Source organism: Synechococcus sp. W70.1 (genome assembly GCF_047461515.1).
In the GTDB taxonomy this organism is placed as follows: Bacteria; Cyanobacteriota; Cyanobacteriia; order Thermostichales; family Thermostichaceae; genus Thermostichus.
In genome coordinates this window covers 99,990-121,820 of sequence record NZ_JANSHH010000030.1, presented here as the reverse complement: position 1 = coordinate 121,820, position 21,831 = coordinate 99,990, and the positions used below count along the sequence as shown (strand labels likewise).

General features: G+C 58.6%; 22 protein-coding genes and 1 tRNA gene. 14 read left to right on the top strand and 9 right to left on the bottom strand.

All coding sequences use genetic code 11. The features are described 5' to 3' along the window. Positions 1 to 80: 80 nt before the first annotated feature. From NW808_RS07370 to NW808_RS07350, 5 genes are all read right to left on the bottom strand, one after another. The gene (locus NW808_RS07370) at positions 81 to 1,391 is read right to left on the bottom strand and encodes a CO2 hydration protein (protein WP_414409775.1); all 1,311 of its coding nucleotides are present in this window, start codon (positions 1,389 to 1,391) and stop codon (positions 81 to 83) included. A gap of 58 nt (positions 1,392 to 1,449) precedes the next feature. Further along, on the bottom strand, positions 1,450 to 2,943 hold the full coding sequence (locus NW808_RS07365; RefSeq protein WP_414420775.1) for an NADH-quinone oxidoreductase subunit M: 1,494 nt from the start codon (positions 2,941 to 2,943) through the stop codon (positions 1,450 to 1,452). Between the two features lie 18 nt (positions 2,944 to 2,961). Then, positions 2,962 to 4,806, bottom strand: coding sequence for an NAD(P)H-quinone oxidoreductase subunit F (locus NW808_RS07360; RefSeq protein WP_414420774.1), 1,845 nt, complete (start codon positions 4,804 to 4,806; stop codon positions 2,962 to 2,964). Between the two features lie 342 nt (positions 4,807 to 5,148). Further along, positions 5,149 to 5,256 carry a photosystem II reaction center protein PsbM gene (psbM, locus tag NW808_RS07355; RefSeq protein WP_414394884.1) on the bottom strand — a complete coding sequence of 36 codons (108 nt, stop codon included), beginning with the start codon at positions 5,254 to 5,256 and terminating at the stop codon, positions 5,149 to 5,151. A gap of 78 nt (positions 5,257 to 5,334) precedes the next feature. Then, positions 5,335 to 5,631, bottom strand: coding sequence for a 2Fe-2S iron-sulfur cluster-binding protein (locus NW808_RS07350; RefSeq protein WP_414394882.1), 297 nt, complete (start codon positions 5,629 to 5,631; stop codon positions 5,335 to 5,337). A gap of 351 nt (positions 5,632 to 5,982) precedes the next feature. Here NW808_RS07350 and psbB point away from each other — a divergent pair, with 351 nt between their 5' ends. From psbB to NW808_RS07335, 3 genes are all read left to right on the top strand, one after another. After that, positions 5,983 to 7,515: a photosystem II chlorophyll-binding protein CP47 gene (gene psbB / locus NW808_RS07345; RefSeq protein ID WP_414409778.1), complete on the top strand. Its 1,533-nt coding sequence runs from the start codon at positions 5,983 to 5,985 to the stop codon at positions 7,513 to 7,515. An 85-nt stretch (positions 7,516 to 7,600) separates the two neighbouring features. Further along, positions 7,601 to 7,699 carry a photosystem II reaction center protein T gene (locus NW808_RS07340; RefSeq protein ID WP_414405288.1) on the top strand — a complete coding sequence of 33 codons (99 nt, stop codon included), beginning with the start codon at positions 7,601 to 7,603 and terminating at the stop codon, positions 7,697 to 7,699. A 163-nt stretch (positions 7,700 to 7,862) separates the two neighbouring features. After that, a complete protein-coding gene (locus tag NW808_RS07335) occupies positions 7,863 to 8,270 on the top strand; it encodes a response regulator (protein ID WP_414420773.1) in 408 nt (135 codons plus the stop codon). Here NW808_RS07335 and purQ read toward each other — a convergent pair. Both purQ and purS read right to left on the bottom strand, forming a co-directional pair. Next, positions 8,267 to 8,944 (bottom strand): phosphoribosylformylglycinamidine synthase subunit PurQ, encoded by a 678-nt coding sequence (gene purQ, locus NW808_RS07330; RefSeq protein WP_414405290.1) that lies wholly within the window; start codon positions 8,942 to 8,944, stop codon positions 8,267 to 8,269. The genes NW808_RS07335 and purQ overlap by 4 nt on opposite strands. A gap of 65 nt (positions 8,945 to 9,009) precedes the next feature. Continuing rightward, positions 9,010 to 9,267 (bottom strand): phosphoribosylformylglycinamidine synthase subunit PurS, encoded by a 258-nt coding sequence (gene purS / locus NW808_RS07325; protein ID WP_414409780.1) that lies wholly within the window; start codon positions 9,265 to 9,267, stop codon positions 9,010 to 9,012. A gap of 59 nt (positions 9,268 to 9,326) precedes the next feature. Between purS and NW808_RS07320 the strand changes: the two genes are divergently transcribed. Together NW808_RS07320 and NW808_RS07315 are read left to right on the top strand one after the other, a co-directional pair. Further along, complete coding sequence (locus tag NW808_RS07320) at positions 9,327 to 10,100, top strand: ABC transporter permease (RefSeq protein WP_414420772.1); 774 nt, start codon at positions 9,327 to 9,329, stop codon at positions 10,098 to 10,100. Positions 10,101 to 10,125: 25 nt separating this feature from the next. Further along, on the top strand, positions 10,126 to 10,854 hold the full coding sequence (locus tag NW808_RS07315) for a 2-phosphosulfolactate phosphatase family protein (RefSeq protein WP_414420771.1): 729 nt from the start codon (positions 10,126 to 10,128) through the stop codon (positions 10,852 to 10,854). Here NW808_RS07315 and NW808_RS07310 read toward each other — a convergent pair. After that, positions 10,851 to 11,135 (bottom strand): hypothetical protein, encoded by a 285-nt coding sequence (locus NW808_RS07310; protein WP_414420770.1) that lies wholly within the window; start codon positions 11,133 to 11,135, stop codon positions 10,851 to 10,853. The genes NW808_RS07315 and NW808_RS07310 overlap by 4 nt on opposite strands. A 215-nt stretch (positions 11,136 to 11,350) precedes the next feature. Here NW808_RS07310 and argC point away from each other — a divergent pair, with 215 nt between their 5' ends. The 7 genes from argC to NW808_RS07275 all read left to right on the top strand — a co-directional run bounded on the left by argC (position 11,351) and on the right by NW808_RS07275 (position 18,543). Further along, positions 11,351 to 12,457 (top strand): N-acetyl-gamma-glutamyl-phosphate reductase, encoded by a 1,107-nt coding sequence (argC, locus tag NW808_RS07305; protein ID WP_414420769.1) that lies wholly within the window; start codon positions 11,351 to 11,353, stop codon positions 12,455 to 12,457. Between the two features lie 5 nt (positions 12,458 to 12,462). Then, positions 12,463 to 13,926 carry a hypothetical protein gene (locus tag NW808_RS07300; RefSeq protein ID WP_414420768.1) on the top strand — a complete coding sequence of 488 codons (1,464 nt, stop codon included), beginning with the start codon at positions 12,463 to 12,465 and terminating at the stop codon, positions 13,924 to 13,926. 145 nt (positions 13,927 to 14,071) lie between these two features. Beyond that, positions 14,072 to 14,145, top strand: a tRNA-Arg gene (locus NW808_RS07295). Between the two features lie 119 nt (positions 14,146 to 14,264). Then, positions 14,265 to 16,739, top strand: a complete 2,475-nt coding sequence (locus NW808_RS07290) for an ATP-dependent Clp protease ATP-binding subunit (RefSeq protein WP_414394865.1) — start codon at positions 14,265 to 14,267, stop codon at positions 16,737 to 16,739. A gap of 110 nt (positions 16,740 to 16,849) precedes the next feature. Then, positions 16,850 to 17,485: an ATP-dependent Clp protease proteolytic subunit gene (locus tag NW808_RS07285; RefSeq protein ID WP_414405295.1), complete on the top strand. Its 636-nt coding sequence runs from the start codon at positions 16,850 to 16,852 to the stop codon at positions 17,483 to 17,485. A 117-nt stretch (positions 17,486 to 17,602) separates the two neighbouring features. Then, positions 17,603 to 18,214: an ATP-dependent Clp protease proteolytic subunit gene (locus NW808_RS07280; protein ID WP_414394862.1), complete on the top strand. Its 612-nt coding sequence runs from the start codon at positions 17,603 to 17,605 to the stop codon at positions 18,212 to 18,214. 20 nt (positions 18,215 to 18,234) lie between these two features. Continuing rightward, complete coding sequence (locus NW808_RS07275; RefSeq protein ID WP_414420767.1) at positions 18,235 to 18,543, top strand: hypothetical protein; 309 nt, start codon at positions 18,235 to 18,237, stop codon at positions 18,541 to 18,543. Between the two features lie 23 nt (positions 18,544 to 18,566). On the opposite strand, the gene NW808_RS07270 is transcribed toward NW808_RS07275, so the two are convergent. Further along, complete coding sequence (locus tag NW808_RS07270) at positions 18,567 to 19,139, bottom strand: chromophore lyase CpcT/CpeT (protein WP_414420766.1); 573 nt, start codon at positions 19,137 to 19,139, stop codon at positions 18,567 to 18,569. 97 nt (positions 19,140 to 19,236) lie between these two features. Between NW808_RS07270 and NW808_RS07265 the strand changes: the two genes are divergently transcribed. Next, on the top strand, positions 19,237 to 20,631 hold the full coding sequence (locus tag NW808_RS07265) for a malic enzyme-like NAD(P)-binding protein (protein WP_414420765.1): 1,395 nt from the start codon (positions 19,237 to 19,239) through the stop codon (positions 20,629 to 20,631). 182 nt (positions 20,632 to 20,813) lie between these two features. Further along, positions 20,814 to 21,755, top strand: coding sequence for a hypothetical protein (locus tag NW808_RS07260; RefSeq protein ID WP_414420764.1), 942 nt, complete (start codon positions 20,814 to 20,816; stop codon positions 21,753 to 21,755). Positions 21,756 to 21,831: the final 76 nt, after the last annotated feature.

The window sequence follows — 21,831 nt, the reverse complement described above, 5'->3', positions numbered from 1 at the left end:
AAAGTGGTGGGCAGTTTCAGAGCTACCTGGCCTGAATACAACTGAAAATGGGCAGAGTCAATGCCTAGACTTGAAGTCGGCTAGCGATAGTTCTGATCCTGAATGTAGGCCAGGCGAGCTGCTTCTCGAATCCCGTATTCCGGCCGGGTGAAGCGATTGAGTTGCCCCTCAAAGTAACGACGGTTCATCATCAAATGTCGCGGATTGGGATCGTCCAAAGGATAGAGAAAAGCTGCTCTACCTGCCTGGATCACGGCTGAGGTGACGTTGTACATGGAGCGCTGAAAGCTGATCCCAATCTGGATCAGCATGTCATCTTCGCCGCGGCAATGCTTGCGGTAATACTCTACTAAATACTGGGGCAAAAAGTGGTACATATCCTGGTGCAAAAGCGTCGGCGGGATCCCGGCACTGGCCACGGGAAACTTGTCGGCGTAGAGAACCCCGTAGTGAAAGTCCAACTGGTTAACGGGCACTTGGTTGGCCTGGGCGTTATAGGACTTGGTGCCGCGGAAGGGAGAAGAGCGATAAAACACCGCCTCTACGTAGGGGAAAGCCGCCTCGTATAGCCAGGTAAATCCCTTGGATTTGGGCACAATATCGTACCATTCTCCGCGGATGCGCACCCGGTGATAAATGGGCCGTCCGGCAATGGCGAAGATCCCCCTGACCAAGAAGTTCATCGCCTCCGGCACGCTGGTAATTTTGCCCTCGTCGTAGAGATCGCTCATTTCAAAGAAAACCGGCGCCATCGCCTCCCAAAAGAGTCCCAGCACTGAATACATGGTGGCCTGGCGGCATAGCTCTAAAAACATGTCTGGGAAGAGCTTGTATAGCCCCATCAACAGAGGGTTGCCTTGGCAGTAGGCGCGGATGGCGCGGTCGGCATTTTGCTTGTATTCTTCCGAATCCATATAGGGATCCAGCAGGCCCCCCATACCCCGGTGCCAGAGCATGGCCCGCATACACTCTTCCGCAAATTCCATGTTGATGCGATCATGCCAAAGGTGATGCAAGATCCGCGGCAGCTTGCGCTTGAGCTCCCCTTTTTCCATGAACTCCAGGAGCTCTGGGTGGGCTGTGGCGGGGCCACGCCAAATGCGCAGATCCGCATCATCCCCGGCGTAGTGGTTGGCCAGCTTCAGATACTCTTCGGGAATGATGTACTTAAAAAAGGGCAAGGGATCCACAAACACCTGCTCGGCAATGTAGAGCAGATCACGCCAATAAAAGTCCATTGGCACGGCATAGGCCTTGTAGATGCCGATAATTTGCATCAAGTTTTCCGGCGTATCCGGCAGCATCGATCCCCCTGCCTCGAGGCGATGGACTATCTCGGCAAAAGGATGAGTGGAAGGAGGTAGCTTAGGTGCAACTAGGGTTGTTGCCATGGCAAGTCTCCAACGCTTCAATTCCTGGGAGTTTCCCAACTACCTGGTGACCCCGTTTCTAGGGAGAATGATCCGGGTTACCGGCTGAGGCCAAGATAACCGTTTGGGCCTGAGCCACTTGGGTGGAGAGGGTAAAGGCCAAGGGTTGCGGCCATTTCACCAAGTTCATGGGCTGGATCCCAAACCAGACGATCAAGGCAGTTAAAACAAAGCCCGGGATCCGCTCCCAGCCCTGCACCCGTGGGTAGTAGGCAGTGCGGTTGTCCAGTTTGCCAAAGCAGGTGCGGTTGAGCAAAATCACAAAATACACCGCTGTCAAGCCGGTGCCGCAGATGCTGATCAAAGTGGGCAAGGGAAAATCTTGGTAGCTGCCCTGGAAGATCAAAAACTCGGCCACAAAGCCCACCAAGCCCGGGATCCCGGCACTGGCCATGCCGCCTAAAATCAGCAGGGCACTCACCGTGGGCAGGCCGCGCAGGGGATTGAGCAGGCCGTTGAGCACGTTGAGATCCCGCGTTCCTACCTTGCGCTCCACCAGGCCCACCAGATCGAACAGCAGCGCCAAAATCAGGCCGTGGGAGACCATCTGCACCATTGCTCCCGTCAAGCTAATCGGCGTGGCCGCCGCCATGCCCAGCAGGATGTAGCCCATGTGGCCGATGGAACTGTAGGCCACCATGCGCTTGATGTCTTTTTGGGCAATAGCCGCCAAAGCTCCCGAGAGCACGGCAATGGCCCCCCACCAGGCCAGAAGCCCGGCCAGGTCAGCCCAAGCTTGGGGAAACAACTGCAGCCCAAAGCGAAATAGGCCATAGGTGCCCAACTTGGAGAGCACCCCTCCCAGCAGTATCGCCACCGGCGGAGAAGACTCTCCGTAGGCATCAGGCAGCCAGGTGTGGAGGGGCACCAGCGGCATCTTGATGCCAAAGGCCACCATCGACGCCAAGAGCGCCAGAGTTTGGGCAGCAGGGCTCAGAGAGCTGATGCGAATCTCAGCCAGCTCAAAGGTATGGGGATCCCCAAGCCAGTAGATAGCCAAAAAGGCCCCCAGCAGGAAGATGGCGGAGACAGCGGTGTAAATCAAAAACTTGATGGCGGCGTAATCCCGCTTGGGGCTGCCCCAGATGGAAATAAGTAGGTAGATCGGGATCAGCACCAGCTCGTAGAAGAGGAAAAACAAGAGCAGGTTCTGCGCAGCAAAAGCCCCGTTGACCGAGCCGCTCATCAGCAGAATGCAGCCGTAAAAGAGATTGGGACGCTGCACCTCTGGCTCAGCCGTCAGGATGGCGATGAGGGTAAGCAGCCCGTTCAGAGCTACCATCAGCAGGGACAAGCCGTCCAAGCCCAGGGAGTAGCTCAAGCCAATCTCTGGGATCCAATCCCACCGCTGCTCCCACTGAAAGCCAGTTGCCTGCACGTCAAAGCGGGTAAATAGAAACAGCGAGATGGCCAACGGGATCCCGGCCAGGACCACCGCCAGCTTTCGCCCTCCCAAGCCCAGGAACAGGAGCAGGGATCCCAAAATCGGCAACACAATCAAGGCACTCAGCATGGTCTTTACCCCCTCGACCTACCCAAGCCTAGAGAACCACCAACCCAGCAGGGCCACCCCCACCACAATTGTCAGCACATAGGCCTGCAACTGGCCGGAGGTGGTGTACTTCAGGACTTGGCCGCCTGCCAGCACCGCCAAACTGGTCAAATTCACCAGGCCATCCACCACGTAGCGGTCAAAGAGCGCCGTGACCTCAGAGATGATGCGCACCACAAACACCACACTGGCTCGGTAGAGCTTGGGAGTGTAGAAGTCGTTGGCCAGTAGGTCCTGCCAGTCGGCCAAGAAAGCCCAGTCCACCGGCCGCCGCTCCCGCGGCAGGTAGAGCACTGCCCCCAAACCCATGCCTACAAGGCTGGATGCGGCCATCAGGGCAACAGGGATCCCTTCCAGCGTGGGCGTCAAACCCAGCGCCGCCAGGATCATGGTTATGTGCAGAACCACCCCCATCATGACCGTGCTGGGCAGCATCATCGGCCAATGCACTTCTGGCGAGCGCTCGCTCATCTGCTGTGGCTTACCCCCCCAAACAAGGCCGCATACCCGGGTTAGGCCCAGTGCCGTCACCGCGTTGGTAACCAGCACAACTGTTGCCGCCAGCCCCTGCCCTGACTGCACCAACTGCTGCCACAGATCCGTCAGCACCCAGAAGGAGCCAAAGGGAGGCAAAGCAAAGATTCCGGCCATCCCCGTCAAAAAGCACAGACCTGAGATGGGTCGCCGCGACCACAAGCCCCCTAGATAACGCAGATCCTGGGTAATGCTGTTCCAGATCACCATGCCCAGCGCCATCACCAGCAAAGCCATCGCCGGCGCATAGGTAAGCAGCAACTGATACGCTTGCTGGACATGGCCGGTGCCCACTGCTACAAAGATCAAGCCCATGTAGGCGCTCACCAGGTAGGACAAGGCCCGCTTGGCGTCAATTTGAGCCAGGGCCACAAAGGCTCCCCCCACTGCCGTCAGCCCCCCAATTACCAGCATCACCCGCAACACCGTTGGGGAAAGAGCATAGAGCGGCTGCAGGCGGATCAACACCCAGGCCCCTGTGCCCACCACCACGGCGTTGCGCAAGATTGTGGCAGGGATCGGCCCCTCCATCGCCTCATCCAGCCACAGGTGCAGGGGGAACTGAGCACACTTGCCCGCAGGTCCAGCCAGCAAGCCCAGCCCTGCCAGCGCGAGCAAAGTTGGGTCCACAGAGATGGCTCCTGCCTGCACCGCCTTTGCCCAGGCCGCCAAGTCCTCAAACTCCCAAGATCCCGTCAGGGGATAAATGGCAATAACCCCCATCAAGAGCAAGAGGTCGCCGATGCGCTTGGTTAAGAAAGCATCTCGCGCCCCGGTGACCACCAGCGGCTGGTTATACCAAAAGCCCACCAATAGGTAGGTGCCCAGGGTCAAAATCTCCAAGATGACGTAGCTAAAAAACAGAGAGCCACACATGGCCAAGGCGCACGTTCCCCCCTCAAACAGGCCCAGCAGGGAGAAGAAGCGCGCCCAGCCCCAGTCCATTTCCATGTAGCCAAAGCCGTAGATCTGGGCCACCAGGTTCAGCCCCGTCACCACAGCGCAGGCCCCCAGCGTTACCGAAGAGACCTCTAGCGGCAGCTCCACCACCAGATCCCCCACCTGCAGCCAGGGCAGCCGAATCACCTGCGCCGGCTGATCCCAAATCGCCACCAGCGCCCCCACACTGTGCAGAAACGCTACCAAAGTCAGCAGCGCATTTAGGTAGCCCGCCGGTCGAGGGCCAGTGCGGCGGGTGATTCCTGGGGACCAGATCAGCGCTCCCCCCCACCCCACCAGCGCATAGAGGGGAATTAACCATGCGGTTGTAACCAGCCCGTTCAAGCTCATAATCCTCCTTCCGACCCGGGATCTCGCCTGACCCTATCGCTGGCTGAGATTCTGTAAAAAATCTTAAGAGGCATCCTAGTGGCCAACTAGGATAGACAAAAGTCAAGTTTTCCGATGAAGACCGTAGACTTAGGTCTATCCGCCAAAAAAACGCTGGGAAGTCAGGAAGGCCCACCTAAGGGATCCCGCCTGCAGGCCACTTCAGCCGCAGCTGCATGCTGTTGCAAAAAGCAAAGAGCCCCCTGTAGAAGTCCCTGCCGAGTTTTGGGGGCTACTGCCAGTTAGGTTTCCGCCAGCCCTACTAGGGCCTTTGCCTGCCCTGAGCAACCAGAGCTTGCTCGACTAGCTTTCCGACTTGCTAGAAGTCTGCACGTATAGGATTACTAGAAAGATGGAAGGTACCAAGATAAGCAAAAGAGTGGCCAAGATGCCCAGGTAGTTTGTCTCCATCGCTCCGCACGCCGCAAATCCAACTGGCAGCTAGCATACCATTCTCAGGTGCACCTTGCCCAAACGACCCAGCCAGCCCTAGGGCTTGGTTCTCACCGCAACATCCCCCAGCACCTTAGTCTGGCAGGCGAGGCGATAGGTCTCAGGCTTGCGCCTGAGTTTGCGGTTTTCTGCCTCTGTGCGTGGCGAGAGGTTTTCAGCCCCCTCGACAATCTCCACCACACAGGTGCCACACTGGCCGTTGCCGCCGCAGTTTAGCAGCTTGGCCACCATCTTATAGAGGTCAACCTGGTTCTCCAGCGCCTTCAGGCGCAGGTTCGACCCCTCTGCGACGACGACCTCCCGGTTCTCGTTCACAAACCGAATCGTTGCCATAGCTCTGCCAAAGAACCTCGCTCGAACTGAGCCAAGAAAGAGCGATGTTGCTAAGTATTGTTACATTTTAAGTCATGTTTTTAATCTTTGGCCAGGGATCGGGGAAGATGGTGCCAAATATGAGGGGCATCCCGCCTGAAGCCACTCAGGTCGGTTGCGCTTCGTTATACTGTCTGATCTCTGGGAGGGAAATTCTGCCGGCAATACTCTCAGTGGGTGTGCCCTTAGGTTAGGTAGGCATGGCACCCCTCAAACCAGAAGGGACTGCTCAGGTCAGAACCTAGGGGGGTGTCGACTTCGCTTTTTGACTGGATATTGCCCAAGTGTTGAAAACGTGGAGGATCGAGCTTTATGGGACTACCGTGGTATCGGGTCCACACTGTTGTACTCAACGATCCAGGCCGCCTCATTGCGGTACACCTAATGCACACTGCCCTGGTGGCGGGTTGGGCCGGATCGATGGCCCTGTACGAAGCAGCCATCTTCGACCCATCGGATCCGGTCTTGAATCCAATGTGGCGCCAGGGCATGTTTGTCATGCCGTTTATGGTGCGCCTGGGAGTGGTCAACTCATGGGGTGGATGGAACATCTATGGCGAGAGCGTTGCCAACCCAGGCTTCTGGACGTTTGAGGGGGTAGCCGCTGCCCACATCGTTCTATCAGGGTTGCTCTTTTTGGCTGCCTGCTGGCACTGGGTGTACTGGGATCTGGAGCTGTTCCGGGATCCCCGTACCGGTGAGCCAGCCTTGGACTTGCCGAAAATCTTTGGGATCCACCTGCTCCTGGCGGGGATTCTCTGCTTTGGCTTTGGCGCGTTTCACCTGACGGGCGTCTTTGGCCCAGGGATGTGGGTGAGCGATCCCTATGCCACGACAGGGCATGTGCAGCCGGTGGCGCCGGAGTGGGGGCCAGCCGGGTTTAACCCCTACAATGCTGGCGGGGTGGTGGCCCACCACATTGCCGCGGGCATCGTCGGCATCATTGCCGGCTTGTTCCACATTACGGTTCGTCCACCCCAACGCCTCTACAAGGCTCTGCGCATGGGGAATATAGAGAGCGTGCTCTCCAGCTCGCTGGCAGCAGTATTCTTTGCTGGCTTTGTGGTAGCTGGAACAATGTGGTATGGCAGCGCCACCACACCTGTCGAGCTGTTTGGCCCCACCCGCTACCAATGGGATTCCGGCTACTTCAACCAGGAAATTAACCGGCGCGTCAATGCTGCCGTGGAAGCTGGGATGACCCTCAGCGAAGCCTACAACTCTCTGCCTAAGTCCTTACTCTTCTACGATTACGTGGGCAACAACCCAGCCAAGGGTGGCCTATTCCGGGCTGGCCCCATGAACAAAGGGGATGGCATTGCCATCGAATGGTTGGGCCACCCAGTGTTCCGGGATCGCGAGGGGCGGGAGCTGACGGTGCAGCGCATGCCCACCTTCTTTGAGACGTTTCCCGTCATCCTGCGAGATGCCGATGGCGTAGTGCGGGCTGACATTCCCTTCCGCCAGGCCGAGTCGCGCTACAGCTTTGAGCAAGTGGGCGTGACGGTGGAGTTTTACGGCGGCAAGTTGGACGGGCAGGTGTTTACGGACCCGCCAACGGTTAAGAAGTATGCCCGCATGGCCCAGTTGGGTCGGCTCTTCGAGTTTGACCGTGAAACGCCCAAGGCCGATGGCACCTTCCACACCAGCCCCCGCGGGTGGTTTACCTTTGCCCACGCTGTCTTTGCCCTGCTATTTTTCTTCGGCCACATTTGGCACGGCGCCCGTACCCTCTTCCGCGACGTGTTTGCTGGCATTGACCCGAACATGAGTGAGGAGATGGTGGAATTCGGCGTCTTCCAAAAAGTGGGGGATCCCACCACCCGCAAGGTGCAAGAAGCCTAGAGCTTTCTTGGTTCCTAGCCGTCAGCACTCGGTTCTCTTTGGGAATGGGGTGCTGGCGGCTCTAGAGAGTCCATGGGAGGTTGCTATGGAAACCATCACCTACACCTTTATCCTGTTTTTGACGTTGGGCCTTCTGTTTTTTGCTGTTGCTTTTCGCGAAACTCCCAAGATCCCTAAGAAGTAAGCCCCACCAATTGGGTCCGCCACGCTAGTAGGGTCTGAGGCTAGGAGGCCGCGCAAACAATTGCCTGGATCCCTGGGCAAGGGCAGTTGCCCCGAGACTAGCCTGGGGATCGCCACAATTGCCTTGGGTTGGTGCTAGCTGGGCTCTAGAGCCCAGGGGAACGATGGCAAAGGTGCTACTGGTAGAGGATGATCCGGCCAATGCCCGCGTATTCGAGAAGGTGCTGCAGCGACGGGGTGGGTTTGAGGTTCTTCACAGCCAGGATGTGGAGCAGATTCTGCAGCTGGCCCAAGCCCGTGAAGTAGACGTCATTTTGCTAGATGTCTCCCTCGCCCAGAGCACCTTTCGCGGCGAGGCAGTGGACGGGATCCGCATTGCCCAGCTGCTTAAGGGGGATCCCCGCACCAGCTCCATTCCTATCCTCTTGGTAACGGCCCACGCCATGCGGGGCGACCGGGAGACTTTTTTGGCCCAGAGTGGGGCCGATGGCTACATTGCCAAGCCAGTCGTGGATCACGAGGAGATGGTGAACCAAGTGCGCCAGGTATTGGCTCAGGCTCAGCAGGGCTAGCTGGACAGGCTTTGCACAATCGACTGCCAAAAAGGGATCCCATCCTGGCCTGGCAAATCGGGGTCGGCAGCGCGTTCTGGGTGAGGCATCAAGCCGAGGATGCGACCGCTGGGATCGCAAATGCCGGCGATGTTATCCACCGAGCCGTTGGGGGCAACGGGATCGTAGCGGAAGACAATCTGACCCCCATCTTGCAGCTGCTTCAGGGTGTCGGCCTCGCAGACGTAGCGTCCTTCTCCATGGGCAATCGGCAGGGTTACAAGGGCGGACGGGGGGTAGGCGCTTGTCCAGGGCAGATCTGGCCGCTCCACGCGGATCCTCACTCGGTCGCAGATAAAGTGCAGATTAGCGTTGCGCAGCAGCGCCCCTGGCAGCAAGCCCGCCTCTGTCAGGATCTGGAAGCCATTGCAAATGCCCAAGACATAGCCCCCCCGGGCTACGTGCTCGGCTAGAGACCCCATTACCGGCGCAAAACGGGCCAACGCGCCCGCCCGCAGGTAATCTCCGTAGCTGAATCCCCCCGGCAGCACCACCACATCCAGCCCTGACAAATCGGTTTCCCGGTGCCAGATGAGTCGCGTCGGACAGCCTAAGAGGCCGCGGGTTACCCAGGCTACGTCGCGGTCACAATTGGAGCCAGGAAAAACAACAATGCCAAACCTTACCTTGGCCATGGGGATCCCTTGGGGCGAAGGCAAAAGCAGTGAGGGCTGGAGCGAGAGAGCTTCTTGGTGAGAGATCAGCCCTCTAGAGGCTCCACTTGGATTTGATAGGTCTCGATTACTGGATTGGCCAGCAGTTGCTCGCACAGCTTGCTCACCTGCTCTCGGGCAGTTTCGGCGTCAGGGGCCTCTAGCTGCAGCTGGATGTGTTTGCCAATGCGCACTCCCTGCACCTGGGTATGCCCTAGCTGATGCAAGCTAGCCTGGAGAGCAGCCCCGGCAGGATCCAGTACCGAGGGGCGCAGGTGGATCTGAATCTGAGCCTGGAACTGCATAGAATGAAGCTGGGCTGCTACAAGTGTATAGCCGGTTGTCGCTCGCTTGAGGCCAGCCTATGGATGCAGGGCGCGTCGTGGCCATTGCCCAGAATGTTTTTCGGGAAACCATTCGGGATCGCGTTCTTTATCTGGTGATGGTGTTTGCGGTGGCCATGCTGGGGGCCATCGTTTTGATTCCCCAGGTAGCCAACCAGGCCCACAACAAGATCATTGCCGATTTGGGTCTGGCCGCCATCCACTTCCTGTTGCTGGTGGTGGCCATTTTCGTCGGCACGGGGCTGGTAAATAAAGAGATCGAGAGGCGCACGGTCTACGTGCTGATTGCCAAACCCATGAGCCGGGCGGAGTTTATTGTCGGCAAGCATCTGGGCCTGTCGGCTTTGCTGTCGGTGCTGCTAGCAATGATGACGGCTGTCTTTTTGCTCAGCCTGCGGGTGGTGCAGGCTCCCATTTCCCCCTGGGCCGTTCTCTGGGCAACAGTTTTTACCTTTTTGGAACTGGTGCTGATTGTGGCAGCAGCGCTGCTGTTTGGGGTTTTTACCTCCCCGATTTTGGCTACCCTCTACACCATTGCCCTGTTCATTGTGGGCCACACGAGCCGTGCCCTGCTGCAGTTAAGCAGGCTAGTGGAAGATACAGGCTTCGGCAAGGTGTTCGAGGTAATCTACTTAGTCCTGCCAGATCTGGAGCGCTTTAACCTAAGAGATGCTGCCGTTTACGGACAAATTCCCCCGCCCACCCAGCTTCTTGGCGATGCGCTTTACGGCCTGATCTACACCGTTTTGCTGCTCATTTTGACGGCGCTGGTGTTTGCCCGGCGCGAGTTCTAATAAGCTCTCGGTGGATCCTTCTCTCATGCGATTTTTCCACTTCCACACCCCTGAGCAAGTCCCCTCGTCAGGGATCCCGGCCTGCGCGGTGGCCATTGATGTGCTGCGGGCCACCACCACCATTGCCACAGCCCTGGCCGCAGGGGCAGAGGCCGTGCAGGTGTTTGCCGATTTACAGCCCTTGCAAGCGACCAGCCAGAGCTGGCCGGCCTCCAAACGGCTCTTGGCCGGCGAGCGAGGCGGCAAAACGGTGGCGGGCTTTGACCTAGGCAACTCCCCCCGCGAGTATACGCCGGAGCGTGTGCGGGACAAGCGCATCTTCATGAGCACCACCAACGGCACCCGCACCCTTCAGCGCTTAGAAGGGATCCCGGTGTTGATCACAGCAGCCCTGGTGAACTTGGGAGCAGTGGTGGAGTTTCTCAGGCAAGGAGCTTTTGCCGAGGTGTGGCTGGTGGGAGCTGGCTGGGAGGGGGCTTTTGCTTTGGAAGACACCGCCTGTGCCGGAGCCATTCTGCATCGCCTGGGCTGTTCGGAGGAGCAGTTGGGCAACGACGAGGCGGTGGCCGCCCTGGCCCTCTACCAAACTTGGCAAGACAATCTCCTGGGCCTGTTGCGGCGCTCCAGCCATGGGCAGCGGCTACTGGCCATTAGCCCTGAAAGCGACAGGGACCTGGCCTATTGTGCGGAGTTGGATCGGCTCTCAGTGGTGCCACGGCAGGTTCAGCCCGGCGTTTTGGCCCTCGCCGGCTAGCTGGCCTTGGGTGTCTCGGCGGCAACAGCCAAAGCCTTCTGGTGCAGCCACTCCTGCCATTCTCCCGGGATCAACTTGCTGTGAAACGCATCTCCGGAGACAAACACCTCCTGCTGGTTTTGGGCCAAAACAAAAATGGAGCGGCGGTCGAAATGGGAGGTGAGCTTGTAGAGGGTGTAGGGGCCTTCGGAGTAGAGGGTCAACGTTTCCTGATCCAGGCCGTGACAGCTGCTTTGGCCGCGGGCTCGCAGGATCATGTTGATCAATTGTTCGTAGTACATATAACCCTTCCCGACGAGGTAGGGAACATCCCTGGGCAAGACCTCAACAGCCAAGGCGGCTGCCGAGGCTTGGGCGGCTCGCGTGAGCCCAGTATAACTTCCCGGCTCAGGCAACACTGAGCCCAACAGAGCAGGTGAGTTCAACCAAGGCAGCGGCAAATGCGATAAATAGTAAGGCAAACCGTCAGTTTTGCAATTCTGCACAGGCAGCCCCCATGGCCACTACGGCGCCTCACTCTCTTCCTCCCACCAATCCTGTCCGCGTCGCCATCGTCGGGGCCTCCGGCTATGGAGGGGTGCAGTTGGTGCGGCTGCTCAGCGAGCATCCCGGCGTGCAGATCACCTACCTGGCCGGTCAAGACAGCGCCGGCAAACGCTACGGGGATCTCTACCCTCACCTGGCCCAAGCGGTGGATTTGACCATCCAGCCGGTAGATGTGGAGGCCATTGCCGCCAGCAGCGACGTTGTCTTCCTCTCTCTGCCCAATGGCCTGGCAGCAGACTTGGCGCCGCCTTTGCTAGCCAAAGGGTGCAAAGTTCTAGATCTCTCGGCAGACTATCGCTTTCGCAACCTGGCCACCTACCAATCCTGGTATCGCCTGCGGCAGACGGATCCCAACTGGCCCAGCCCTGCCTATCGCCAGGCCAACGAGCAAGCGGTCTACGGGCTGCCAGAACTCTACCGGGAGGCCATTGCCCAAGCCCAACTGGTAGCCTGCCCCGGCTGCTACCCCACCGCCTCCCTGTTGGCGGTTGCCCCCCTGCTGCGGCAGGGGTTGGTGGAGCTGGACAGCCTTATTTTCGATGCCAAGTCCGGCGTCTCTGGCGCGGGCCGCACCCCCAAGCTGGGATCCCTATTTGCCGAGGTAGATGGCTCTCTGGGGGCCTATGGCGTGGCCCAACACCGGCACACGCCCGAGATCGAGCAGGCCTGCAGTGACCTCACCCACACCCCCATCACTGTACAATTTACGCCCCACCTCGTGCCGATGGTGCGGGGTATCCACGTCACCTTGTACGCCAACCTGCGGGATCCCGGCCTCGTGGGCGAAGATCTCATCACCATTTACAACGCCTTCTATCGCCAATCCCCCTGGGTCAAGGTGCTGCCCCGCGGCGTTTACCCGCAAACCAAGTGGGTTGCCGGCACCAACACCTGCATGATCGGGGTGGAAGTGGATACCCGCACCAACCGAGTCATTGTCCTGTCGGTAATCGACAACCTCATGAAGGGACAGGCCGGGCAGGCGGTGCAATGCCTCAACCTAATGATGGGGTGGCCGGAAACCTTGGGCTTACCGCAGCTTGCCTTTTACCCCTAGCTATAATGCCGGTAATTCCCCTGCGGCCCAGTTTGCCCATGCCTAACCTCTTCTCCCCCAATCTTGATCCCAACAGGCCCGCCGCGCCGGCGAACTCTCCACCTTCATCCGGTAGGGCGGGGGACCTGAACTGGGAGGGGCTGTGGCGGCAACTGGAAGCGGGCTGGCAGGAGCTGCCCCGGCGCTCTGAAGAAACCCTGCAGCAAACCCTAGCTCGTTTGCAACTGGAGTGGGGCGGCCTGTGCCGCGAGGCGAGGGATCGGCTGCAGGCAACCTTAGACAAAGCGAGAGCCACCAGCTCTCCAGAGCCGCTCCAGCAAGACCTGCAAGCGCTTTTGCCTCTGCTCAGCCCCCGCCAATGGGAGGTGGTCATTGGCTCTCTGGAACGGGCCGCCGACCGCGCCTGGGTGGCCAGCCTGCTGTATCACAGCCTGCAGGACCAGGCCTATTCTGGGGCAGAAACCAACGGCATCCCTTCTTGGGCAGGGGCCTTAACCGCTGAGCAACGCTCCACCTTGGAGGCGATGAGCCTGCGGGCCTATGGCAATAGCCGCCTACCTCTGGTGGTGGACAAAAGCGGCGAGATCCAGGTGAAAGCCTCAGCCGCCCTCTTGGCCGCCCTCATTGCCGTCGAGATCGGCAGCGTGGGATCGGCAGGGGCCCTCTCTCTGCTGGGCACGCCGGAGCTGCGCAAGCTCTTGAATGCCGAGGGCAAGCTGCGGCGCAGCGTCTTAAAGCAGGGGCGAACTGCCCTCACCGAAGAGGAGTGGCAAACCCTTCGCCAGTGGCTCGATCCCAAAGGATCCCCCCCCGACTGGTACCTCTCCCTCACCCAACTGGGGATCCAAACCACGCAGGTGGGGGACTATCTGGCGCGACGGCTGCGGGAGTTTTTCCAAAGCGAATGGATCAAGCTGGTGATCCCTCCCCTGTATCACCTGGTTATCGACGCTGTGCGGCTGTTGACGGGGGAAGTGTTTCTCAGTGTGGGCACAACCCTAGAAGCGGCTTTAGAGTCGGCAGAAGCTGAACGACGCCTGGAGCTGCTGCTGCAAGCTTTGCCCCAGGCCCGGCACATTCCCAGTCCCGAGCGCATCCAAGCCGCCCTTCCCGCCGTTGTGGAGGCTGCTGAGACAACCCTCAGGCCACTACTGGGGCGCCAGTTGATGACGGTGGCCGACATCTTCGACCCGCCCCTTCGCAACGAAAGCCTCAACGAGTTGGGGCGGCAGCTCAACCTCTGGAATCCCCTGCAGTTTTTGCTCACCTGGGGTACGTCTGGCTGGCTAGAGGCTCTGCTGGATCAGATCAAGGAATTGCAGCAGACCTACCCGGAAATGCCCCTGTGGGAGAGCTATCGGCAAGGGGTTGAGGCGGCAGTGCAAGCGCCACGGGTGATGGAGCAGGCAGAGGCCCTGCGCCTTACCGCCAAGAGCTTGGATCCCGAGATAGAACCCTTGGACGACTGAGCCATTCAAGGGTACCCCCCCTTCTGGGCAGGGCCTTCTTGAATGGTGGCGGATATCAAGAGATGCTCTTGTGCTACAATGAGTAAGCCACGTTTAGGGATGTCCATCAGTAGATGACAGCCAGATAGTCTAGTCTACCCCTCTTGCGCCTGTAGCTCAGTGGACTAGAGCACGTGGCTACGGACCACGCGGTCGGGAGTTCAAATCTCTCCAGGCGCGTTCCAATCCCAGATGATTTTTCGTCTGGGGTGTTCGCTGTCCCTTAGCTGGCCTGAATCCTGTGTTAGGATCAGGCCTATCAGGTCCGCCTTGATGCAGGCGTAGGGAGCTCGAGGATCATGTTTGAACGCTTTACAGAAAAGGCCATCAAGGTGATCATGCTGGCCCAGGAGGAGGCCAGGCGGTTAGGTCACAATTTCGTTGGCACTGAGCAAATTTTGCTGGGGCTCATTGGCGAGGGCACGGGGATCGCCGCCAAAGTCCTCAAATCTATGGGGGTCAACTTAAAAGACGCCAGAATTGAGGTTGAGAAAATTATCGGTCGGGGATCCGGCTTTGTGGCGGTTGAGATCCCCTTTACTCCTCGCGCCAAGCGAGTGCTGGAGCTCTCCTTAGAAGAGGCGCGCCAGCTTGGCCACAACTACATTGGCACGGAGCACCTACTCCTGGGCCTGATCCGAGAAGGGGAGGGAGTAGCCGCCCGCGTTCTGGAAAACCTGGGGGTGGATTTGTCCAAGGTGCGCACCCAAGTCATCCGCATGCTGGGCGAAACCGCCGAAGTAACGGCAGGCGGTGGCTCCTCTAGCCGTACTAAGACACCTACCCTGGATGAATTTGGCACCAACCTGACTCAACTGGCTCAGGAAGGCAAGCTGGATCCAGTGGTAGGCCGGACGCGGGAGATCGAGCGGGTGATCCAGATCTTGGGCCGCCGCACCAAGAACAACCCCGTCCTCATCGGCGAGCCGGGGGTTGGCAAAACCGCCATTGCCGAAGGTTTGGCCCAGCGCATTGTGCAAGGCGATGTGCCCGACATCTTGGCCGACAAGCGGGTGATCAGCTTGGACATCGGCCTGTTGGTGGCTGGCACCAAGTACCGCGGCGAGTTTGAAGAGCGCCTCAAGAAGATCATGGATGAGATCCGCAACGCCGGCAACATCATCCTGGTCATCGACGAGGTGCATACCCTGATTGGGGCGGGGGCGGCGGAGGGTGCTATCGATGCTGCCAACATCCTCAAGCCGGCTTTGGCTCGCGGCGAGCTACAGTGCATCGGGGCCACCACTCTGGATGAGTACCGCAAGCACATTGAGCGAGATCCGGCTCTGGAGCGCCGCTTCCAGCCCATCATGGTGGGCGAGCCGAGCGTGGCTGAGACCATTGAGATTCTCTATGGCCTGCGGGAGCGCTATGAGCAGCACCACAAGCTGAGGATCTCCGATGCGGCTCTGGAGGCGGCAGCCAAGCTGGCCGACCAGTACATCTCCGACCGCTTCTTGCCCGACAAGGCCATTGACCTCATCGACGAAGCGGCTTCGCGAGTGCGCTTGATCAACTCCCAACTGCCGCCAGCGGCGCGGGAGCTGGATCAGGAGCTGCGGCGGGTTCTCAGGGAGAAGGATGCCGCAGTGCGAGCCCAGGACTTCGACAGGGCTGGTGAGCTGCGGGACCGGGAGATGGAGATTAGGCAGCAGATCCGCGCCATTGCAGCGGCCAAGAAAGCCGAGGACAGCAGCCGCACGGAGCTGCCAGAGGTAACGGAGGAAGATGTGGCCCAGGTGGTGAGCGCTTGGACAGGGGTGCCGGTGGCCAAGCTCACCGAAAGTGAGTCGGAGAAGCTGCTCCACATGGAGGAGACCCTGCACCAGCGCATTGTCGGCCAAGATGAGGCTGTGCGGGCTATCTCTCGCGCCATTCGTCGCGCGCGCGTGGGATTGAAAAATCCCAATCGCCCCATCGCCAGCTTCATCTTCTGCGGCCCAACTGGGGTGGGCAAAACGGAGCTGACCAAGGCCTTAGCCGCCTACTTCTTCGGCTCCGAGTCAGCCATGATCCGACTTGACATGTCGGAGTACATGGAGCGGCACACGGTCAGCAAGCTTATTGGATCCCCGCCCGGCTACGTCGGCTACAACGAGGGGGGTCAGCTGACCGAAGCGGTGCGGCGCCGCCCCTACACGGTGGTACTTTTTGACGAGGTTGAGAAAGCCCACCCGGATGTGTTTAACCTGCTGCTGCAGATTCTCGAAGATGGCCGCCTGACAGATGCCAAAGGTCGCACGGTGGACTTCAAGAACACGTTGATCGTGATGACCTCTAACATTGGCTCCAAGGTCATCGAGAAGGGCGGCGGCAGCCTTGGCTTTGAGTTCAACACCAATGAGGAAGAGGCCAACTACAACCGCATCCGCAACCTGGTGCACGAAGAGCTGAAGCAGTATTTCCGGCCCGAGTTCCTCAACCGGGTGGACGAGATCATCGTCTTCCGGCAACTGACCAAGGACGAGGTGAAGCAGATCGCCGACATCCTGCTCAAGGAAGTCTTCGACCGCATGAAGGAGAAGAAAATTCACCTCACGGTCAGCGATCGCTTCAAAGACCTGCTGGTGGAGGAGGGCTACAACCCCAGCTACGGGGCACGTCCCCTGCGCCGGGCCATCCAGCGCCTGTTGGAAGACCTGCTGGCAGAGGAGATCTTGACTGGCCGCGTCAAAGAGGGATCTGAAGTGCTCATCGACGTGGACGAGGAGCGCAAGCCCAAAGTCCTAGTCACGCAGTCAGATCGGGTGCTCTTGCCGCAGGGAGCTGAGTAAGGTCGCCAGGACGCTCTTCTGTTGCTGGTTACTGGACAAGGGATCCGCTGCTATTTCCGGATCCCTTGTTCTTAGCTAAGTCAAGGGATTGGCTGTAGGAGAACTCTGGCATGGTGCAATCTACCTATTACTACTACGGTGGTGCTCCGGTTCGGACGCCTCCCCCGGATTTAGCTTCCCTGCTGCTCCAGGAGCGCATTGTTTACCTGGGTTTACCTCTGGCGGAAGAGTCAAATGCCAACGTCACCAAGCTAATCATTGAGCAGCTGCTGTACTTGCAGTACGAGGATCGGGAAAAGCCGATCAAGATGTACATCAACTCAACGGGCACCTATAACTACGACACGGCAGCCTTTGCCATTCTGGACACCATGAACTACATCAAGCCGCCAGTGCACACTATCTGCATTGGCAGTGCCATCGGCATGGCGGCCATGCTGTTGGCAGCGGGTGCTAAGGGGTTTCGGGCTAGCTTGCCCAATGCCACGATTGTGCTGCACCAGCCCTATGGGGGTGCCCGTGGACAGGCCAGCGACATTGAAATTCGCACCCGCGAGATCCTGACCTTGCGCAACATGATGCTGGAGGAACTCTCCCGCAGCACGGGTCAGCCCGTGGAGCGCATTAAAAAGGACACGGAGCGGCTGTTTTTCATGACCCCGGAAGAGGCTAAGGCCTATGGCCTCATTGACCAGGTGCTGACCAGCTCCAAAGGCTTGCCAAAGTTGGCAGCAGCCAAAACCTAAGGGTCAACCTTGAAATACCCGCACTGGGCTGTGGCGGGTTTTGCCTTGGCTGAGCCTGAGCGCGGGAGCAATTTGGCAAGCGCCCTATTCTGGTTCAAACTTTGCCAGGAGACATCTATGCCAATTGGAGTGCCTCGCGTTCCCTACCGTTTGCCCGGCGATCCTTACACCCAATGGATTAGCCTCGATGACCGCCTCTACCAAGAGCGGATTTTGTTTATCGGCGAGCCGATTGACGACAACTTGGCCAATACCATTGTGGGGGTAATGCTCTACCTCAATTCCCAGGACCCCCAAAAAGATATCGTGATGTACATCAATTCCCCCGGCGGCTCTGTGACGGCAGGGATGGCCATTTATGACACCATGAACCACGTCAAGCCGGACATCGTTACGGTTTGCGTGGGCCAAGCGGCCTCAATGGCAGCCTTTTTGCTGGCTGCCGGCACTAAGGGAAAACGCTTTGCCCTGCCCCACGCTCGCATCATGCTGCACCAACCTTCGCTGGGAATGATCCAAGGCCAAGCCAGCGACATTGAAATTCGAGCCCGCGAAACGCTGCGGGTCAAACGGCGCATGAACGAGCTGCTGTCGCAAATGACCGGCCAGCCGCTGGAGAAAATTGAGCGGGACGTGGAGCGAGACTTTTACCTCTCGGCTACAGAAGCCCAGGCCTATGGAATTGTCGACCGGGTAATCCAGGAGCGCTCGGAAGCCATGGCCAGCTAAACGCGAGGGGAAGCGGTCGGATGGGCCGACAGCTCTGGAGGCTGGGACTGGGCGGTTGCAGCGGCTTGTTGCTGCTTTGGGGTAGCCAAGCCTGGTCATTGCCGCCAGCTTCCGAGATTCCCGAGGAGGTGTTGCGGGCTCAACCTGACCTGCGTGCCCGTTCGCCGGTTGATAACCAGCCCCTCACTGCTAGCGAAGCGCAGAAGCTGCAGGCAGAGCTAGCAACCCGTCCCGCCATGGGATCAGTTTCGCCAAAGGTGGAACGGCTGATCTTTCTACTCAAGCTGCGCAAAGGGGTTCGCGACCTGTTTCCCTTCTTGCTCCCCTAATCCAGCCTACCCTCTATCTATTTCTAAGGGCGGGGAGGGATCCCTTTCTGGTAGCGGTAGGGGCCAGCACGGGATCCCCAAGTTTGCTGACCAGTGGTGGCGTCGAAGCCGCGATCCCAGCTGATGAATTCCCGAGCTGTGAGGTCGAACTCAATGTGGATATAGGTACTGTCGCCGGGGTTGAGGCGGCAAGCTCCCCCTGGCAGCATCTCGCCGTGAAAACAGCCTGGGCGTTTCTCGACCAAAATACGGCAGCCCGGCAAATGCTCGAGGTCTGAGAGTGACAGCTGCGCTAAACGCTGCGGATCCTGGGAGGCGCCTGCCCAAGCCGCTTGATCTCGCAACTTGTAGTTTTCTATCCGCAAGGGATCCGCCAGCAGCTGTAGCACTCGGCTGCGGTAGAATCGGCCCGGTGTGTGTTCGTTAAACTGCTCGGTAAAAAAGCCAATTCCCTCGGGAAACAGGTGAGGCAGACGCACGTACCAAAGGCTTACCGGCACAAACCACACCGGCTCCGCCATTGCCTGAGCGCGGTTGCTGTAGTAGCCTTCCAACCAATTGGCTAAGGTGTTGAGGTCGGGATCGAAAGTTGTCAAGGCTAACGCGAAAGAGTCTCTTGCGCTTCTCAATTCTACTCCCCCGTGGGTGCTGCGGCGGGGGTAGCCTCTTGACTCTGCTAAGGGCAGTTTGACTATGACCCAGCTTACCCCCAGCGCCAGCTACAGTATTGCCCTACGCCTACGTCTGCCCAACCGGCCCGGAGCCCTGGCCCGCGTCACTCAAGCCATTGCCGAGGTGGGCGGCAGCCTCAGCCGGATCGACCTCATCCACCAATCGGCTGCTGAAACCGTGCGGGAGATCTGTGTCGATGCCGTTAGCAGCGAGCACGCCCAGCAAATTCAGGCCGCCGTTGCCTCTTTGCCGAATGTGAAGGTGGAACGGGTGGTGGATCGCACCTTTGAGCTGCACAGGGGAGGAAAGTTGCAGGTGGTGGCCAAAAGCCCCCTGGAGAGCACCGCTGACCTGGCCATGGCCTATACCCCGGGCGTGGGCCGGGTGGCGCTGGAGATTGCCGCCGATCCCAGCGCTGTCTATGAGTACACCATCAAGGGGAACTGTGTGGGCATCGTTACCGACGGCAGTGCCGTGCTGGGCCTGGGAAACATCGGCCCGGAGGCCGCTTTGCCCGTGATGGAGGGGAAAGCAGCCCTGTTTAAGCGCTTTGCCGATATCGATGCTTTCCCGCTCTGCCTGGCCACGCAGGAGGTGGCAGAAATCGTGGAGACAGTGGTGCGCCTGGCGCCGGGGTTTGGCGGCTTCAACCTGGAAGACATCAGCGCCCCCCGCTGCTTTGCTATTGAATCCCAGCTCAAAGCCCGCCTCAACCTGCCCGTGTTTCACGACGATCAGCACGGCACGGCAATTGTGGTGCTAGCAGCTCTGCTGAATGCCTTGAAGGTGGTCAAAAAAAACCTGGGCCAGGTGCGTATTGTCATCAACGGTGCAGGGGCAGCTGGAATTGCCGTGACGCACCTGCTGCAGCGGGCGGGAGCTACCCATGTTGTTGTCTGCGACCGCCAAGGGATCCTCAGCCGCTCCCGCTCCGACCTCACCCCGGAAAAGGCAGCCATCGCCGTTGAGGAGAGCGGATCCCTGGCAGAGGCTTTGGTGGGAGCGGATGTGTTCATTGGGGTAAGCGTGGCCAATGCCCTGACGCCGGAGATGGTGGAGACAATGGCGCCAGATCCCATCGTCTTTGCCCTGGCCAACCCAGTGCCCGAGATCCAGCCCGAGCTAGTGGCGGATCGAGTCGCCGTGATGGCTACGGGTCGGAGCGACTACCCCAACCAGATCAACAACGTGCTGGCCTTTCCGGGGGTATTTCGCGGCGCTCTTGACTGCCGCGCCAAGCAGATCAACACCGAGATGTGCCTGGCTGCCGCCCACGCCATCGCCAATTTGATTTCACCTGAAGACTTGGATCCCCAGTGGATCATCCCCTCAGTCTTCGATGGGCGAGTGGTTCCTCAGGTAGCTGCCGCCGTGATCCAAGCGGCCCGCCAAACGGGAGTGGCCGGGATCCCATAACTTGTTCAATAAACAGGCTAATTCAGCACACGAGCATCACGGCTTGCAAGTCCTCGGGGAAAGGCAGCAGCGGGCCTCTTTTTCGTAATTTTTCGTAATTTAACAATTCTTCAGAGCGCCTCTTCTGGAAGTGGAGTTCTCTATATCTTGAGCTCTAGCTTCCTGCCTAGCTGGGGTTCTCAATGGACTTACGCAAGCCCTTCTATGTTCACCTCGTTACTGCCCTCGCCGCTGCTGGTATAGCTGCCGCGCCCCTGGATCGACTCAGTAAGGCCGGGGGAGTGGGTCTAGTCGCTGGAATTGGGAGTGCGGTAGCCGCGGAAGTTGCCCAACGTCACGGCAGTCGGGCTCGAGCTTTGAGAAGCCAGATTGAGGGGCTCTCTCGGCAGATTGAGGAGCTCTCCCGGCAAATAGAAGAAAAGGAGCAGCAGCTACGTAGCTATGAAAATCAACTGAATGAGCTCCGAACCCAGCTCCAACAGCGGGAAGAGAAGCTCCAGAGACTTGAGACTGATCTAGCAGAGTATCAGAAGCTCCTAGAACAGCTCGAAACTGAGCGGCAAGAATGGCGGCAGAATGCCATGAACTTGTCTGAGCAAGTTCAGAAACAAGAGCAGCAGCTACAAGGTCAGCAAGCGGAACTGGATCATCTGCGGGCACAGCTTCGGCGGAGAATTGAGGATCTCGCGCAAGCCGACACTAATACTATAGTCTTAGCAAGAAGCGAAAGAGATTTTTATCGAGAAGAAGCCAAGAGTTTTATCTTAGAGATCTTGAGTAGAGCAGCCGATCAGGTGCACAAGGGAAGTAGAGTCCAGCATATACTCCAAGACCTAATTCAGAATAACCATGCAAACGAAGGTAAGAGTTATCGTCAAAGGCTTAGGGAAGATATAAATCATTTATTCAGAGACTACCGCAAATGGTGCGATAATAGTTATGAAGCAGAGTTGCATAAGCTTGGTTTTGAGGTTGTTTCAGAGAAAAATTATGTTGTGATTAGATTTCACGGGGATAACCGCTATCAAATTTCCCTAGCTAAGACTCCCAGCGATCAGCGTGCTGGTTACGAGATTACTCAAAATATTCGCAATAAAATCTTCGGTCTAACAGAACCTACTTGAGGCTTACTTGTGAAAGGTGGGGATCTTTTTTTCTGGCCAAGGTTGGGGAAGTCAGCTTGGGCCCTGATAGGATAGG